16 protein-coding genes are annotated in these 16,614 nt (G+C 65.8%); 9 read left to right on the top strand and 7 right to left on the bottom strand.

The features are described 5' to 3' along the window. Nucleotides 1-79: 79 nt before the first annotated feature. Nucleotides 80-541: a hypothetical protein gene (locus AC1DSJ_RS23150; RefSeq protein ID WP_054426956.1), complete on the bottom strand. Its 462-nt coding sequence runs from the start codon at nt 539-541 to the stop codon at nt 80-82. Nucleotides 542-715: 174 nt separating this feature from the next. Between AC1DSJ_RS23150 and AC1DSJ_RS23145 the strand changes: the two genes are divergently transcribed. The 5 genes from AC1DSJ_RS23145 to AC1DSJ_RS23125 all read left to right on the top strand — a co-directional run bounded on the left by AC1DSJ_RS23145 (nt 716) and on the right by AC1DSJ_RS23125 (nt 4,647). After that, a complete protein-coding gene (locus tag AC1DSJ_RS23145) occupies nt 716-1,306 on the top strand; it encodes a hypothetical protein (RefSeq protein ID WP_175171598.1) in 591 nt (196 codons plus the stop codon). A 111-nt stretch (nt 1,307-1,417) separates the two neighbouring features. Next, nucleotides 1,418-2,083 carry an RNA polymerase sigma factor gene (locus AC1DSJ_RS23140; protein WP_054426954.1) on the top strand — a complete coding sequence of 222 codons (666 nt, stop codon included), beginning with the start codon at nt 1,418-1,420 and terminating at the stop codon, nt 2,081-2,083. A 2-nt stretch (nt 2,084-2,085) separates the two neighbouring features. Beyond that, nucleotides 2,086-2,694, top strand: a complete 609-nt coding sequence (locus AC1DSJ_RS23135; protein WP_175171599.1) for an anti-sigma factor — start codon at nt 2,086-2,088, stop codon at nt 2,692-2,694. Nucleotides 2,695-2,753: 59 nt separating this feature from the next. Continuing rightward, nucleotides 2,754-4,196, top strand: coding sequence for a caspase family protein (locus tag AC1DSJ_RS23130; RefSeq protein ID WP_441372249.1), 1,443 nt, complete (start codon nt 2,754-2,756; stop codon nt 4,194-4,196). Between the two features lie 61 nt (nt 4,197-4,257). Continuing rightward, the gene (locus tag AC1DSJ_RS23125; RefSeq protein ID WP_054426951.1) at nt 4,258-4,647 is read left to right on the top strand and encodes a SecDF P1 head subdomain-containing protein; all 390 of its coding nucleotides are present in this window, start codon (nt 4,258-4,260) and stop codon (nt 4,645-4,647) included. A 35-nt stretch (nt 4,648-4,682) separates the two neighbouring features. Here AC1DSJ_RS23125 and AC1DSJ_RS23120 read toward each other — a convergent pair whose 3' ends face one another. The 5 genes from AC1DSJ_RS23120 to AC1DSJ_RS23100 are packed head-to-tail and all read right to left on the bottom strand — an operon-like array spanning nt 4,683 to nt 9,321. Further along, nucleotides 4,683-5,888, bottom strand: coding sequence for an acetyl-CoA C-acyltransferase (locus AC1DSJ_RS23120; protein ID WP_441372248.1), 1,206 nt, complete (start codon nt 5,886-5,888; stop codon nt 4,683-4,685). 16 nt (nt 5,889-5,904) lie between these two features. Further along, nucleotides 5,905-7,482, bottom strand: coding sequence for an aldehyde dehydrogenase family protein (locus tag AC1DSJ_RS23115; RefSeq protein ID WP_441372247.1), 1,578 nt, complete (start codon nt 7,480-7,482; stop codon nt 5,905-5,907). A 20-nt stretch (nt 7,483-7,502) separates the two neighbouring features. Next, complete coding sequence (locus tag AC1DSJ_RS23110) at nt 7,503-7,964, bottom strand: acyl-CoA thioesterase (RefSeq protein ID WP_441372246.1); 462 nt, start codon at nt 7,962-7,964, stop codon at nt 7,503-7,505. Then, the gene (locus AC1DSJ_RS23105; RefSeq protein WP_054426948.1) at nt 7,961-8,836 is read right to left on the bottom strand and encodes an SDR family NAD(P)-dependent oxidoreductase; all 876 of its coding nucleotides are present in this window, start codon (nt 8,834-8,836) and stop codon (nt 7,961-7,963) included. The genes AC1DSJ_RS23110 and AC1DSJ_RS23105 overlap by 4 nt, the downstream gene beginning before the upstream one ends. A 5-nt stretch (nt 8,837-8,841) precedes the next feature. Beyond that, the gene (locus AC1DSJ_RS23100) at nt 8,842-9,321 is read right to left on the bottom strand and encodes a MaoC family dehydratase (RefSeq protein ID WP_175171603.1); all 480 of its coding nucleotides are present in this window, start codon (nt 9,319-9,321) and stop codon (nt 8,842-8,844) included. A gap of 214 nt (nt 9,322-9,535) precedes the next feature. Between AC1DSJ_RS23100 and AC1DSJ_RS23095 the strand changes: the two genes are divergently transcribed. Continuing rightward, on the top strand, nt 9,536-10,177 hold the full coding sequence (locus AC1DSJ_RS23095) for a TetR/AcrR family transcriptional regulator (RefSeq protein ID WP_054426947.1): 642 nt from the start codon (nt 9,536-9,538) through the stop codon (nt 10,175-10,177). Between the two features lie 112 nt (nt 10,178-10,289). Here the strand turns inward: AC1DSJ_RS23095 and AC1DSJ_RS23090 are convergent, their stop codons facing one another. Further along, on the bottom strand, nt 10,290-11,912 hold the full coding sequence (locus tag AC1DSJ_RS23090) for an AMP-binding protein (RefSeq protein WP_054426946.1): 1,623 nt from the start codon (nt 11,910-11,912) through the stop codon (nt 10,290-10,292). A gap of 171 nt (nt 11,913-12,083) precedes the next feature. On the opposite strand from AC1DSJ_RS23090, the gene AC1DSJ_RS23085 reads away from it, so the two are divergent. The 3 genes from AC1DSJ_RS23085 (at nt 12,084) to AC1DSJ_RS23075 (ending at nt 16,418) form a co-directional block, all read left to right on the top strand. Beyond that, nucleotides 12,084-12,815: an enoyl-CoA hydratase/isomerase family protein gene (locus AC1DSJ_RS23085; protein ID WP_441372245.1), complete on the top strand. Its 732-nt coding sequence runs from the start codon at nt 12,084-12,086 to the stop codon at nt 12,813-12,815. 76 nt (nt 12,816-12,891) lie between these two features. Beyond that, nucleotides 12,892-14,100 (top strand): ABC transporter substrate-binding protein, encoded by a 1,209-nt coding sequence (locus AC1DSJ_RS23080; protein ID WP_441372244.1) that lies wholly within the window; start codon nt 12,892-12,894, stop codon nt 14,098-14,100. 218 nt (nt 14,101-14,318) lie between these two features. Next, nucleotides 14,319-16,418, top strand: a complete 2,100-nt coding sequence (locus tag AC1DSJ_RS23075) for a PhoX family protein (protein ID WP_441372243.1) — start codon at nt 14,319-14,321, stop codon at nt 16,416-16,418. Nucleotides 16,419-16,614 lie beyond the last annotated feature (196 nt).

Genomic DNA, 16,614 nt, shown 5'->3' with positions numbered 1-16,614 from the left:
CCGTCAAAGCCCTGCAATGTATCGCAAAGTTACAGCGCAGGGCCAGGGCTGTTTCAATTCCGCCTTGCCGGTTTGGCCTTTATTGCGAGGCCGCTTGCTTGAGCTCCAGCGCGTCTTTCACCAACTCGCCAGCGCTGTGGCGGATGACCGACACGCAACGCGCCACGATGGCGCGCAGCAGCGCTTCGGCGGGCAAGGTGTCGGGCGCGGCCACAAAGCTTTCCAGCGAGGCCGACACGCGGCCGGCCTTGCCGCCACGGTCTTGTTGCAGGCTCAGCTTGACGGCCTTGCAGCGGTTGTTCACCGCGTTGATGACTTCCAGCAGCTGAACGCGGGTCATGCCCAGTTCCTCGGCGTCGACAAAGCTCGGGTAGACCAGGCGCAGGAATTCCGGGTCCGACTCGCTCAGGCTGAAGAACATGGTGCCCAGGTCGGGATAACGGAACTGCACGTCGCCGTCGTCGTCAACGCGGGCGACCAGGCCCAGTTCTTCTTGCACGACGGTCTGGTACAGGGCGGCAAGCGGGGTGGGGTTCGACATGATTGGACTCTCCGGGTGGATGGTTGGCGGCGGGAATTGCGCGCCCTTGTCCCCTGCTACGCGCCAGCCGCGAAAAGGTTCGAAAAATTTTTATCGAAAAATAAATCGAACCTTTTTCGCCGCCATGCATAGCTAGGGGTACAGGCACCCCGCCACCACTAATAAGGAAAGACCATGCAAGAAGCGAAAGAGCCGCGCGACGTACTGACCCAGGCCAAGGCGCACGGCGCCCGCTGGGCGTCCCTCTTCGTCCAGCGCGTGAACCGGGGCGACGCCGTGGGCGCCGTCCTGTTCCTGCTGGCCACCACAATGTTCTCGGTGATTTCCGTGCGCATGATGGGGTCGAACGCCAGCTTGAGCTTCTATGACCTGCTGCGTTTGCAGAATGGCGGCAACGTGCAGGGCGCAATGGCCGGTCAAGGCTCGGGCGCCGGTATCTATGCGCTGCTGTGGCTGCTGGCGGTTGTGGGCCCGCTGTTGCCGTCGCTGTTGAACCATCGCGCCGGCCGTCTGGGCTATTTCGCCCCGCTCGTGTTGTGGCTCATTGCGTTGGCCGGTGTGGTCTCGCAAGTGCGTGAAGTGATGAACGCCACGCGCCAGTTCGCCGGTTTCATGGGCAATTCGCGCGCCAGCCGCAACCTGGCGGGCGACATGGCGTCGAACCTGTGGAACAGCATGAGCTTCGGTTTTGGCTTCTACCTGTCGCTGGCGATCGTCATTGCGTTTACCGTCCGCGGCGTCGCCGTGCTTCGGCGCCGCGCTTGATTTTCCGCCCCTGCACGGCTAAGGTGCCGCAGCCCTCGCCCTGGAGGGCTGCGGCATTTTCCGCCGATGGGCTGACGTTCCGCGTCCAGTTCGACACCAAGAATCTGAACCATGAACACGCTCGATCCCAAGCGCTACGTCATCAACAACGTCGACGCGTTGCTGCGCATCATGCATGCCGACCCGCGCTACGCGCTGGAATTCCGCAACAAAGCCGAGCAGCACATCACGCTGAAGCTGCGCAAGAAGTTCTTCAACACCTCGCCGGAAGGCGTGGTGGACGCCTTCAATAATGCGCTGATGAAGTTCCTGCAAACGCGCACGTTCAAGGACGAAGGCTTCCAGCATGGCCAGCCGCCGGGCGGCTGGGCCGCGCATGAACTCGCGGTCAGCAAGCTGGGCGGCTACCTGTATCGGGGGTCGCTGCACGAGCTGATCCAGATGCATCGGCGCACCCGGCACGAAGTGCGATGGACCGGGGCGGACGGTGACGGCGGGCCCGACGACACTGCCTTCGACGACGCGGAAGACGTGGGCGACCCGTCGCCCTTTGCCGACCCCGCGCACGCCTACGAGCATCTGTCGCTCGTCAAGCGCATGCGCGACTGCCTGAACAAACTCAGCGATACCCTGCGCGCCACGATGTTCCTGTATCTGGACGAAGTCCCGATGGAGCAGATCGCCAAGCAGCAGGACCTGCACGTGCCTACCGTCAAGAGCCGCCTGCATGCCGCACGCAAGCTCGTGGCCGAGTGCACGCGCAAAGGAATGGACTGATCATGTCTGAAGACCGAGTGCTGTCCTATTTGTCGGGCGAGCTCGACGACGACGCCCGCCGCGCCTTCGAAGCCGACATGGCGCGCGACCCCGCGCTGCACGCCGAAGTCGAAGAATGGCGCACGCTGTCCCAGGCGCGCCAGCTGGCCCACAACGAAATCGGTCAGGCCGACCGCGACTCCGCGTTTCTGCGCGCGCTGGCCGAACGCCCGCAGCCTGCCCCCGCCGCGCCTTCGCGCGCGCGCCGGCTGTGGCAATGGCTGTGGCCCACGCCCGCCAGCCCGCTGATGCCGTTGGGCTGGGCGCTGGCCATCATGTTGTCGGTCATCGTGGTGCAACAAGCCCCGCTTGACGTCGCCGCGCCGGACGGCGTGCTGACGCGCGGCGGCGGCTCCTGCCCACGGCTTGTCGTGGACCTGCCTGACGCGCTGAGCGCCAAACAGCTGCGCAACACCTTGTCCCAGTACGACGTGTCGATTGTGGACGGCCCCGACGCCGATGGCCGCTACGTGCTGAGCGCCGCGCGCGAGTCCTCGTTGCAAGATGCCGCCCGCGCGCTGGGCGTGCTGTCCGCCACCCCCGGCCCGGCCGGCGTTTGCCCCCGTCCCTAAGGTCCGGCATGAAGACGAATCCGCTTCCGGTTGCGATGCCCTTGCCTATGCCTTGCTCTGTGCCTTTGACGCGCCGGCGGCTGCTTGCCGCCATGCTGGGCGCGGGGTTGTTGCCGCTGCATGCTGGCGTATTGGCCAACCCGGCCGGGGCAGACTCGCCCACACCCGCTCCCAAAGCCGCGCCGACACCCACCGCCGCCAAGCATCGCTACGCGCTTGTCATCGGCAACGCCCGCTACGCGGTGCCGGCCAACGCGCTGGTCAACCCGGTCAACGACGCGCGCTTGATTGCCGAGTCGCTGCGCAAGCGGCAATTCGACGTCACGCTGCTGACCGACCTGACCACGGCGCAAATGGAAGACGCCGTCGACGAATTCGCCACGCGCGCAACGGGCGCCGACCTTGCGCTGGTGTATTTCGCCGGCCACGCGGTGGCGGTGGACGACGTGAACTACCTGTTTGGCGTGGACCTGGCGTTGCCGTTGGGCGAAGTCCGCATCCGCACCGCGCAGCAAAGCTCACTGAGCCTGAAGCGGGTATCGCAAGCGATGCGCCGCGCCAACGTGCGCGCGCGGCTGATGGTGCTGGACGCCTGCCGCACGAACCTGACGCGCGGCGCGTCTTCGGCCGGGCTGGTCCACACCGTGCCGGCGGGAGGTGAACTGATCGCCTTCTCCACGCAGCCCGGCGCCACGGCCGAAGACGGCTTTGGCAACGACGGCCCGCGCCATAGCCCCTACGCGTATTACTTCGCGCAGGGCTTGGACGACCTGCCCGCCTCCGCCCCGGTCGAGAACTTCTTCAAGCAGCTGACGGGCGACGTGCAAGTCGCCACCGCTTACCGCCAGATTCCGCACTACGCCAGCAGCCTCGTCGGCACAGTCACGTTCACGACGCTGGCCGACGGGCAGACGCCCGCTGTGCCGGGCGGCAAACCCGGACAAGCCGGCCGCGGGCCGTCGCCCACGCTGGGCCGCGACTTGATCAAGGCGCGCATGAGCGCGTGGGAATTCGAAATTGAACGGGGCGCGAAGTACCTGGACGAGCCCCGCCTGGCCTCGCTGCAAGCGCGCGCCAAGGCTGGTGACGTCGTCGCCATGACCACGCTGGGCCTCATCGCCGAAAACGGCGAACACGTCGAGCAGGACTACAAGGCGGCGGCCCGCTGGTATCAACGCGCCGCCGACCAGGGCTTCGCACCCGCGCAAACGTACCTGGGCGAACTGACCGGCATGGGCCGGGGCGTACCCAAGAACTACAACGTGGCCGAGCGCCTGTTCCGCGAAGCCGCGGAAGCCGGCCACCGCCGCGCCGCGCTGGATCTGCTTGATGTGCGCGCGCGCATGGGCGAACCGATGGACCCGCGCGAATGGATGACCGTGTTGCAAGACGCCGCGCTCAACCCCCTGGGCATGCCCACGCCGGGCATGCCGCAGATCCAGGGGCTGCCCGATATGCCATGGATGCGCGCGCCGGTCATGCGTGCGCCCGGCCGGCCCTGAACTCGTCGGCGCGGCGCACTTCGGCTAGGATGGAGCACTTGTCCCGCCAAAGGAAACCGCCATGCCCTTGATGAAACATCTGGCCTGCGCCGCCGCCCTGGCCCTGTCGCTGCCCTTGGCCGCGCACGCCGAAACCGTCACCCTGCAAGCCGCCAGCGCCACGCCCAGCGCCGACCCGCACACCGGCGCCCGCGTCGTCGACGTGGCCTTGAAACCCGAAAGCCAAAAGGCCCTGGCCGACTTCACGCGCAACCGCGTGGGCAAACGCATTCAGCTGCGTTCGAATGGCGTGCTGCTTACGTCCGCCACCTTGCAAAGCCCGCTGGAAGGCGACAGCTTTCGCATCACGGCAGGCGAACACGGCTTTGCCGGCAAGAGCGCCGAAGACATCGCGCAAGGCATCATGAAAGACGGTGGCCTGACCGTGGACGACGAGAACACGGCCAAGTAGCCCTTGCAGTCAACGCTGGCAGGCGGGCAGCGGGTTCAGTTCGTGATTTCGAACAAGCCCGCCGCGCCCATGCCGCCACCCACGCACATCGTGACGACCGCGTAGCGCACGCCGCGCCGGCGGCCTTCGATCAGCGCATGCCCTGCCATGCGCGCGCCTGACATGCCGTAGGGGTGGCCAATGGCAATGGCGCCGCCGTTCACGTTCAATCGGTCGTCCGGAATGCCCAGCTGGTCGCGGCAGTACAGCACCTGGCAGGCAAACGCTTCATTCAATTCCCACAAGCCGATATCGTCGATCTTCAGGCCATGGCGCGCCAGCAAGCGCGGCACCGCAAGCACCGGGCCTATGCCCATTTCCTCGGGGCCGCAACCGGCGACCGCCATGCCTCGGTACGTGCCCAACGGCGTGAGTCCGCGCCGGCGCGCCTCGGCCGCGTCCATGATCACGCAGGCCGACGCGCCATCGGACAGCTGCGACGAATTGCCCGCCGTGATGTGTTCCCCGGTCTGAAGCCGCTGGCCGTTCTTGAACACCGGTTGCAGCTTCGCCAGACTTTCCAGCGACGTGTCCGGGCGGTTGCCTTCGTCACGCGCCAGGGTCACGGCTTGCGTGGACGTCTGGCCCGTGGCGCGATCAGTCACTTGCATCAGGACGGCAAGCGGCACGATCTCGTCATCGAAACGCCCCGCGGCTTGCGCCGCAGCGGTGCGCTGTTGCGAACGCAGCGCGTAGGCGTCTTGCGCGGCGCGCGGAATGCCATAGCGGCTGGCCACGATCTCGGCCGTTTCCAGCATGCTCATGAAAATTTCGGGTTGCTCGCGCATCAACGCATCATCAAACCAGCGGTGGCGGTTCATCGTGTCGTTCTGCACCAGCGAGATGGATTCCAGGCCGCCCGCCACCACGATGTCCATACCTTCTTGCGTGACTTGCCGCGCGGCCGTGGCAATGGCCATCAAGCCGGACGCGCACTGGCGGTCCAGCGTCATGGCGGCCACGTGCGCGGGCAAGCCGGCGCGCAATGCCGCCTGGCGCGCCACGTTCATGTGGGTCGTGCCTTGCTGCAGGGCCGCGCCCAGGATCACATCTTCCACCTCGCCGGGCGCAATGCCCGCGCGCGCCACCGCATGTGAAATCGCGTGGCCGCCCAAGGCAGGCGCGGTGGTGTCGTTGAACGCCCCGCGATAAGCGCGGCCAATCGGCGTGCGCGCGGTGGAAACGATGACGGCTTCTCTCATGATTGGGTCCTGTGACTTAGCGATGCCAGACGGTGTGGCTTTGTTCACGTGCGAATTGGGCGACGTAGTACGGCCCCAGGCCGCCCTTGCCGGTCATGCCTGAACCCTTCCAGCCGCAAAACGTCTGGATGCCCGGCCACGCGCCGGTCGTCGCGCCGCTGGCCCGGTTCACGTACAGCGCGCCGGCTTGGGCGCGATGCAGGAACAGGTCGATTTCGTCCTGCTCTTGCGCGTAGCAGCCCGCCGTCAGGCCGTAGTCGACGTTGTTGCCGTCGTCGATAGCGGCATGCAGATCGGTAAACGGCAGCACGGAGACGAAGGGCAGGAAGAGTTCCTTGCGATTCAAGCGGTGATCAGAGGGCAATCCGGCCGCCACCGCAGGACGCACGTAGTGGCCATAGGCCAGTTCGCCCGCGCTCAATCGGCGCCCCCCGGCCAGCAGCCGGCCCGCGGCGCTGACGTCTTCGCACGCCGTGCGGTAGCGCCGCCAGGCGGCTTCATCGATCAGCGGCCCCATGAACACGCTGCGGTCGCGCGGGTCGCCCACGGACACGGCTTCGGTCGCGGCGCACAGCCGTTCCAGGAAGGCGTCGTGCACGGACGCGTGCGCATAGACCTTCGAGCCCGCCGAACACTTTTGCCCTTGCAGCCCAAAGGCCGATCGCACAACGCCTTGCACGGCCACATCCAGATCGGCGCTGGCCGTGACGTAGGTGGGGTTCTTGCCGCCCATCTCAGCTATCACGGGCCGCGCATGGCGGCCTTGGGCCACGGTTTGCAGCAAGTCCATGCCCACTTCCAGGCTGCCGGTGAAGGCATAGCCGTCCACATCCGCGTGATGCGCCAGCATCGCACCGGTCTGCGCGCCGCCGAATACGCCATTCACGCAACCCGGCGGCACGCCCGCCGCATCGCAGGCGCTGAGCAGCAGCGCGCCCGTCAAGGCGGCGCGGGGCGACGGTTTGTAGACGACCGCATTGCCCGCCAGCAAGGCCGCGCACACCATGTTCACCGACAAGGCCAAGGGAAAATTGAAGGGCGCAATCACGGCGAAGACGCCATAAGGGCGCAACACATCGTGCGTGCTTTCATTGTCGAAGGCGCGCGCAAGCGGCTGGCGATAGCCGTCGCTGCGTTCGGCCTGATCGCAGTAATAGCGGATCAGGTCCACCGCTTCTTCGGCTTCGCCCAGCGCTTCCATGCGCGACTTGCCGATCTCGATCATCGTCGCCATGGCGAAGTCGTACTTGCGTTCAGACAGCACCATCGCCAAACGGCGCAACACGGCGATGCGCGCCGTCCAGCCCTGCCCGGCCCACGCGGGCTGCGCGTGGCGGGCGCAGGCGATGGCCTGGTCGACGGTGTCTGCGCCCGCGCTGGGAAAGCGGCCAATCAGCAGCCAGTGATCAATCGGCGAATACGATTCCTGCAACGGTTCGCCCGCCACCGCGCGGCCATCGAAGCGATGGCGGTAATCCAGGCCCAGCATGCGAGATTCAAAATCGGGCAGGCGCTGGTCCAGCACGTTGTGCACCGCTGAAAAGTCGGTATGGATGTTCGAGTACGTGACGCGAGGCAGGGTGTGGTCGATCACAGTCGCTCCCGAAGCGGCGTTCAGGCCGAGGCGCGCACCAGCGGTTCCAACGCGCGCCGCAAGGCCGGCGGCAATTCGACGGGCCGGCTGCTGGCGCGGTCGACATAGGCGTGCGTGTAGCTGCCTTGGGCGGCGGCGCTGTCGTCGTCGCCGCGGAACAGCGCAAATTCGTACGTCACGCTGGTGCGGCCCAGGCGGCCCACGCGCAGGCCCAGCACGACTCGGTCGGGGAATGACACCGGGCGGAAGTACGACGTCTGGCTGTGCACCACCAGGCCAATCACGTCGCTCTTTTCCAGGTCCAGCACGCCCAGCTCGACGAGTGTCTGGTTGACCGCCGTATCAAAGTACTCGTTGTAGACCACGTTATTCATGTGGCCGTAGACGTCGATATCGCGCAGCCGCGTGGTCATCGCCAGCACGCGCGAATAGTCGGCGCGCACGTGCGGCGCGGCGCGTTGGGGTTGGGCGTGGTCGCTCATGCGGCCTCCTGTGCGCGCTTCAAGATGCGCGCCACATGCGCCAGGCCTTCGGGCGGTTCGATGGGGCGGGACAGGCTGGCGATCTCGTCAAAATTCGCAGCGATGTTCTCCGGCGTGCGTTCACCTTCGGGGAAATACATGCCCTCGCTTTCGACAATGGCCAGGCGCGCGTAGGTGCCCGCGCCCGCCAGCAACGCCGTGCGGCTGGGCGCGCCCTCGCCCACCAGGAACAAAGCGGCGGGGGTAACGAACGCCGGGTCCAGCGCCCGCAGCGCATCGGCATCAAACATCTCGGCCGTCATGCGGGTGGCGGCGGTGGGCACCAGTGCGTTGACGTGGATGCCGTGCTTTTGCCCTTCGAGGTGYAGCACGTTCATCAAGCCCACAACGCCCGCCTTCGCCGCACCGTAGTTCGACTGGCCGAAGTTGCCGTACATGCCAGACGTGGAGGTCGTCATCAGGATGCGGCCGTAGCGCTGCTCGCGCATGATCGGCCACACGGCGCGCGCGCAATTCGCCGAGCCCAGCAGGTGCACGTCGATCACGGCGTTGAAGTCGTCGGCGCTCATCTTCGCGAAGGTCTTGTCGCGCAGGATGCCGGCGTTGTTGATCAGGATGTCGACGCGGCCCCAGGCGTTCATGGCGCGCGCCACCATGGCGTCCACGTTGGCGCTGTCGCACACGTTGCCGTCGTCAGCAATAGCCTGGCCGCCTGCGGCCACGATCTCGTCCACCACGGTTTGTGCGGCGCCGCCAAAGTCGTTGACCACAACCCGGCAGCCGCGCGCGGCCAGTTGCAGCGCATGGCTGCGGCCCAGGCCTTGGCCGGCGCCCGTCACGATGGCGACGCGTTCATCGAAGCGAATGCTCATGGAGTTCATCCTTGAAGAATGGTCATGGTGATCCAGTCGGCCACCAGCGCGGGGCGCGGGGCGCCCTCGATCTCGACGGTGACGGCGTACCGGGTCGTGAATTCTCGCGCGTTGCGCGGCGTGAATTCGCTCAACACGAAGCGGCCCCGCACGCGCGCGCCCACCGGCACTGGCGTCAGGAAGCGGACTTTGTCGAAACCGTAGTTGATGCCGATGGCGCCCTCGAACGCGGGCAACACTTTCTGGCTCAAGGCCGTCAACAGCGATAGCGACAAGAAGCCATGCGCGATGGGCCCGCCAAAGGCGCTTTCGCGTGCGGCGCGCGCCGGGTCCACATGGATGAACTGGTGGTCATCGGTGGCGTGGGCAAACAGATCCACCTGCGCCTGCGAAATGGTCACCCATTCCGATACGCCGATTTCCTGCGACACCTGATCGGCCAGGGCTTGGGGGCTTGCGGGAGCGTGAACAAGGTCTGTGGTCATGGGCTGCTGGGAGTCGAATGCGAGGGGGATGGCAGGCTAAAAGGCCAAAAACATACCGAGTAGTATAAACTTCGATTTTCTGATTTGTACAGCCATTCGGCCACACGGACGAGGCCGCACCCCACCACGCGTTCAAGCCAGGGGTTCGGCCATGTATTGGCGGGCAATTGGCTAAACTGGCGCTTTGCCGTAACGCATGGATGGAGGAAGGCGCATGAAGGGGGAACCTACGGTGACGGCTGCACGCGATGACGGCATGGGCAACATTGAACTGCTGACCGCGGCGGCTGAATGCTTCATGGAGCAAGGGTTCCACGCATCCAGCATCGACGACGTCGCCCGCCGGCTGGGGGCTACCAAGGGCCGCGTCTACCACTACTACCGGTCCAAGACCGATCTGTTCTTCGACGTGCACCGCGAAGGCATGCGGCGCAACTTCGAAGCCGTGCGCCCAGTCATGAAGGAAAAAGGCACGGCCGCCCACCGGCTGGCGCTGATGCTCAAGCACCACGCGCTGTCGATGATGGAGAACCTGGCGTTCGAGACCGTCGTGGTGCAAGGCGTGCATATGCATCGCCTGGGCGCGACCACCCCGGCTCAGCGCCAGACGCTGGCCGAACTGATGACCATCCGGGATGACTTCGAAGCGCTGTTCAAGCGCGTGGCGTACGAAGGCGTGGAAGATGGGTCGTTGGCTATTGACGACGTTTCCGTGGCGGTGAAGGCGGCGCTGGGCGCCATCAACTGGCTGGCCGTGTGGTACCGCCCGCGCCTGGGCGAAACGCGCGATGACCGCGAGATCCTGGCGGGCAAGGTGGTGCACACCATCATCGCGGGCTTGGGCACGCGCGGCTGAGGGCAACACGGCGCGCTTCTCGTCGAAGCGCGCCGCACACTATTGCTATCGCTTTCAGGCCAGCCGTTTCCGACCAGCCATTTCAAGTCAGCCGCTTTCTGGCCAGCCGCTTTCAGGCCAGCCGCTCACGACGCAACCGTATCCCCGCCGCGTCACGGTCCCACGTGCCATCGGCCAGCCCCTCGCTGCGCAGCACATGCTTTTGCAGCTTGCCGCTGGCGGTCTTCGGCAGTTCTTCCACCACCCGCACGTAGCGCGGCACCATGTAATGCGGCACGCGTTCGGCCAGCCAGTTCACCAGCGCGCCAGGCTCGATTTCCGCACCGTCCACCGCCGTCACCACCGCCAGCACTTCGTCTTCGCTATGTTCGCTGGGGACCGCCACGGCAACCGCTTCGCGCACGGCAGGGTGCGCGCAGATTTCTCCTTCCAGCTCGAACGACGAGATGTTCTCCCCACGCCGGCGGATGACGTCTTTCAGGCGGTCCACGAAAAAGAACGTGCCGTCTTCGTCGCGCCGGAACGCGTCGCCCGTGTGGAACCAGCCGTTGCGCATAGCGGCAGCGGTGGCCTCGGGGTTGCGGTAGTAGCCGGAGAACAGCGCCCAGGGCCGATGCGAGCGGATCAGCAGTTCACCCACCTGGCCGTCTGGCACCGCGCGGTCTTGCGCGTCGCCCACGCGCAGTTCAAACCAAGGGCGGGGCTTGCCGCAGCGCCCGGCTTCGGTGAGCCCGGGGCCCGCGCTTAACGGACTGGCGATTTCGGTCATGTTGTAGACCGTGTACAAGTCCACGCCAAAGCGCGTCTTGAACGCCGGCGCGTCTTCGCCGAAGGGCACGATGAACGCCTTCTTCAAGGTGTGCTCGTGGTCGCGCGGCGATGGCGGCTGCTTGAGCAAAAAGTTCGCCATCACGCCCAGCAGCAGCACCACCGTGCTCTCGGTGTCGCGGATGGCGTCCCAGAATTCGGCCGTGCGGAACTCCGGCACCATGGCGATCGAGCCGCCATAGGCCAGCATCGCGTACACGTACAGCGTGCTGCCGCAATGGAAGATAGGGCCCGCGATCATGCAGCGGTCATCCGGCGTGATGCAGTCAAACGCGTCCGGCCCCATGGTGTAGATCTGCACGTATGACGTGACGACGCCCTTGGACAGCCCGGTGGTGCCGGACGTGTACATGATGGATTGGGTATCCCAGGGTTCGATGGGCGTTTCGGTAGCCAACAAGTCCGCTCCCGGTTCGCCCGATGCATCCACCAGCGCGGCAAACGAAACGCCCGCGGGCGCCGCAGGGGGAGCTTCCCCTTCACCCGTCAGCAGCACGCGGCTAAGCGCCCCCGGCGACAGATCCTGCAAACGCCCGACCAGCGCGCGGTGCGCGAGCATCAGCTGCGCCTGCGCGTTGTCCAGCACATGTTCCAGCGGCCGGCCGCGCAAAGCGGTGTTCAGCGGCACATACACCGCGCCCAGGTAATTGATGGCAAACCAGTTGGTCAGCAGCTCTGGGCCGTTACCCATCCAGCACAGCACGCGGTCGCCCTGCTTGACGCCTTCGCGACGCAGCGTGGCCGCGCGGCGGCGAACCTGCGCCAGCGTTTGGGCATAGGTCCAAGTAGGTCCCCCATGGAAACGGACAAAGATTCTGTCCGGTATCTTTTTCGCCTGGCTTTCCAGCAGATAGCGCAACACGCACGCCTGGCGGTCGGGAACGGCCGCCCGAGCCTCGTCGTTCATCAACTGTCTCCTCGCTTTGTTATTTCGCTTATTTTTCATGACTTTTCCGCCGCCATCCAGCGCGGGCAGATGCGGACTTACCCGCACACCCCCCGCCAGACACCCCGCGGAGTCTTGCGACTTTCAACATACTTGGTAGTATATCCACGAAATAAACCTGAAGGACAGCGGATGAGCATGGTTTCAATCGAGCGCGATGACGGCGTGGCGGTGGTGCGTTACGACCGCGGCGGCAAGGCGAACGCGCTGAATCTGGCGGCTATCGAAGCGTTGATCGACGCCGCGCACGAACTGGCGCGCGATGACCGCATCCGCGCCGTGGTGCTGACAGGCACGCCCGCCATCTTCAGCGCGGGCATCGACCTGAAAGACCCTGCGCTCTGGCAGCAGGGCGACCCCCTGGCCACGCAACGCGCGCTGGCGCGTGGCGAAGCGCTGTGCCGCGCCTGGAGCGAACTGCCGCAGGTGACCATCGCCGCCATCGAGGGCGCGGCGGTGGGCGGTGGTGCGGTGCTGGCGCTGGCGTGCGACTGGCGCGTGCTGGGCGCCGATGCGTTTCTGCGTTTGCCGGAAGTGCGCCTGGGGCTGCCGCTGGCCTGGGGCGGGCTGCCGCGCCTGGCCAGCCTGGTCGGCCCGGCACGCGCGAAGCGGGCGCTGTTCACGGACTTGCAGCTGGATGCCGCCACGGCTGAAGCGTGGGGCCTGGCTGACGGCGTCGCCCCCAAAGGCGAAGTCGTTCACGCCGCGACGGCACTGGCGCGGGACGCCGCCGCCTGCCCGACGCTGGCGTTGCGCCTGACCAAGCGCGCCATCGACGCGCAATTCGACGCGAGCCCACACGCGCACGCGCAGACCGATCAATTCCTGTTGTGCCATTTGCTGTCCCCCGCTGCGGCGGTGTAGCGCCACCTTGTAGCTCCCACTTTTAGATACGCCATTCAGACCCGATCAAAACGGGCACCCATCCTGGAGGAAAGACATGAAACCACTGCTTAGCGCCCTGCTTGTGGCCGGCGCCTTCGCGCTGCCGGCTGCGCACGCGCAATCCGACAAGCCCATCCGCATCGGTGTTCTGACCGACCTGTCCGGCATGAACGCCGACCTGTCTGGCCCGGGCTCGGTGGAAGCCGCCCGCATGGCGGTGGAGGACTTCGGGCCAACCGTACTGGGCCGCAAGATCGAAGTCATCGTCAGCGATCACCAGAACAAAGCGGACGTGGGTTCGGCCACCGCGCGCCGCTGGATCGACCAGGACAACGTGAAGGCCATCGTAGATGTGCCGACGTCTTCCGTCGCGCTGGCCGTGCAAGAGATCACGCGCACCGCCAACATCGCGTTCCTGGCATCCACCGCCGGCACGTCGGACCTGACGGGCAAGGCGTGTTCGGCGTCAACCGCGCAATGGACCTACGACACCTACGCACTGGCCAACGGCACCGGCCGTGCGCTGACCGAATCCGGCATCAAGAAGTGGTACTTCCTGACGGCCGACTACGCGTTCGGCCACGCCTTGCAGGCCGACACGGAAAACGCCGTGAAGCAAGCGGGCGGGCAGACCTTGGGCGCCGTCAAACACCCCCGCGCCTCGAACGATTTTTCGTCGTTCCTGCTGCAAGCTCAGGCCTCAAAAGCCGAGATCGTGGCGCTGGCCAATTCGTCGGGCGACACCACCATGGCGATCAAGCAAGCCAATGAATTCGGCCTGATCAAAGGCGGCCAGAAGCTGGCCGGCCTGCTGATGTTCATTACGGATGTCGATGGCGTGGGGCTGGACCAGGCGCAAGGGCTGGTGCTGACGACCGGCTTTTACTGGGACATGGACGACCGCACGCGCGACTGGAGCAAGCGCTACGCCGAACGCATGAAGGGCCGCGTGCCGACGATGGCGCAAGCGGGTGTGTATTCGTCGGTGCTGACCTTTCTGAAGGGCGTGAAGGAAAGCGGCAAGCTGGAAGGCGATGCGGTGATGAAGCAGATTCGCGGCATGAAGATCGACGACATGTTCGCGCGTAATGCCTATCTGCGCGAAGATGGCCGGCTGGTGCACGATATGTACCTGGTCGAAGTGAAGAAGCCGTCGGAATCCAAAGCGCGCTGGGACTACTACAAGATTCTGCGCACCATCCCCGGCGACAACGCGTTCCGCCCGCTGAACCAGGGCGGCTGCCCGTTGTTGGCTGCGAAGTAACCTTTCGCTCGCGCACCCAACAAAAGGCCGGCCCGTGCAAACGGTGTCGGCCTTTTGCTGGGCGCGCACCATCGTTTGGCGCCGTGCGCGCCGCGCCCATCGCCCTTAATCTAATCGTCAAATCCTCCACGCATTCAGCTGACTGTCATTAACCTTTCATTTGCGACTTCTAGCATTGCTCGTCCCTTCAAGGCACAGCCCCCAAGCCAGGAATCCAAATGAGCAAATCCATTTCCGACAAGACCGTCCGCAACCCCAGCCAGAACAGCCCGTTCAGCGACATTCTGGAAAAAAACATGTCGCGCCGAATGGTGATGCGTGGCGGTCTGGCGGCCGCCTTCGCCACCATGACGACGCTGGGCCTGGCGGGCTGTAACAGCAGCGACGACGATGACGACATCTCGGGCGGCGACACGCCGCCGACGCAACCGCCTGAAGTGCCCGGTGGCGGCACCGAGCCGCCCGCCGCGCTGAAGCTGGGTTTCGAATCGCTGCCCAACTCGATGACCGACGGCTGCGTCGTGCCCAACGGCTACGTCGCCCACGTGTTCGCGCCTTGGGGCACGCCGCTGAACGACAACGCCCTGCCCTGGGACCAGAACGGCAACAACTCGTCGAACGACCTGCTCAACTCGATGGGCATGCATCACGACGGCATGCACTTCTTCCCGATTGAAGGCAGCTCCACCGAAGGCCTGCTCGCCATCAACCACGAATACATCGACCCGGCTGCGCTGCATCCGAACGGCCCGACCACGGTTGCCGGCAAGCGCCCCGCCGAAGAAGTGCGCAAGGAAATCAACGCGCACGGCGTGGCCATCGTCCACGTGCGCCGCGAGAACGGCCGCTGGAACATCGTCAACAATTCGCGCTTCAACCGCCGCTTCACGTCGGCCACCGCCATGAAAATTGCCGGCCCCATCGCCGGCACCGACTGGGTCAAGACGCCGTTCTCGCCCAACGGCACGCAAGTGCGCGGCACCAACAACAACTGCGGCAACGGCTACACGCCGTGGGGCACCTACATCACCGCCGAAGAAAACTGGGCGGCCTGCTTCGTGAACACCGGCACGCGCCCTGCGCACCAGCTCCGCGTGGGCGTGTCCGCAGGCCCCGCCGGCCGCTACCAATGGGAAACCGCGCAAGGCGATCCGTCGGAAGTACTGGGCGAATTCGCGCGCTTCAACGTCACGGAAACGGGCGCCAGCGCCACGCAAGACTGGCGCAATGAAGTCAACGGCTTCGGCTACCTGGTTGAGATCGACCCCTACGACCCCGCCAGCATCGCCACCAAGCGCACGTCGATGGGCCGCTTCGCCCACGAAGGCTGCGCCTACAGCAAGCCCGAAGCCGGCAAGCCGCTGGCCTTCTACAGCGGCGACGATTCGCGCTTTGAATACATCTACCGTTTCGTGTCCGAAGCCGTGTGGGACCCGAAGGACGCCGAGCGCACCGACCGCCTGGCCGTGGGCGCCAAGTACCTGGACAAGGGCACGCTCTACGTCGCGCGCTTCAACGAAGACGGCACTGGCGAATGGCTGCCGTTGATTGGCGCCACGAAGGGCACGGGCGGACGCACGCTGGCCGATGAATTCGGCAGCCTGGACGCCATCCTGATCAACACGCGCGGCGCCGCCGACTTCGTGGGCGCCACCCCGATGGACCGCCCCGAGTGGACGGCCACGCACCCGACCAACGGCGACATCTACCTGACGCTGACGAACAACAGCAGCCGCAACGCCACCAGCGGCACCAACCCGCCCAACCCGCGCCTGAACAACGTCAACGGCCACATCATCCGCTGGCACGACGAAGCCGGCTCGACCCAATTCGAGTGGGACATCTTCGTCTTCGGTTCGAACGCCGCCGCCAACGCCGACACCAACCGCTCGGGCCTGACCACGCTGAACCAGCTGGCCAGCCCCGACGGCCTGGGCTTCGACCCCCGCGGCATCCTGTGGATTCAAACCGACAACGGCATTGATGGCGGCCGCAACAACGACGTGGCCCGCGCCACCAACGACCAGATGCTGGCCGTGATCCCCGGATCGCTGGCCGACAGCACCGGCACCGGCCCGGCCATCAACGCGTCCAACCAGGCCGACCTGCGCCGCTTCTTCGTTGGCCCCAACGAAGCTGAAGTTACCGGTTTCGCCTTCACGCCGGACTACACCAGCATCTTCCTGAACATCCAGCACCCGGTGAACTGGCCGGCGTACGGCACGGATGACGCCACCGTTGCAAGCACGGGCACCGTTCGCCCGCGTTCATCCACGGTGGTGATCCAGCGCGCCGATGGCGGGCCGATCGGGGTGTAACCCACACGGCCACCGTTCAGAAAGAGAAGCCGCCGCAAGGCGGCTTCTCTTTGGACGCGGCGCCGGGGGTTCCGCTGCGATCCGCCGCGATCTGTGCCACGCGATTCGAACCGGGCCAGCCGCCTGGCGCCGGGGTCACACGCCACCGTGGTAACGCACCACCGTGTATCGTTCGCCTATCCGTTTTCCTGACCTC

The organism is Achromobacter sp. 01N37 (assembly GCF_056399725.1).
This window is presented reverse-complemented; position numbering and strand designations above follow the sequence as displayed.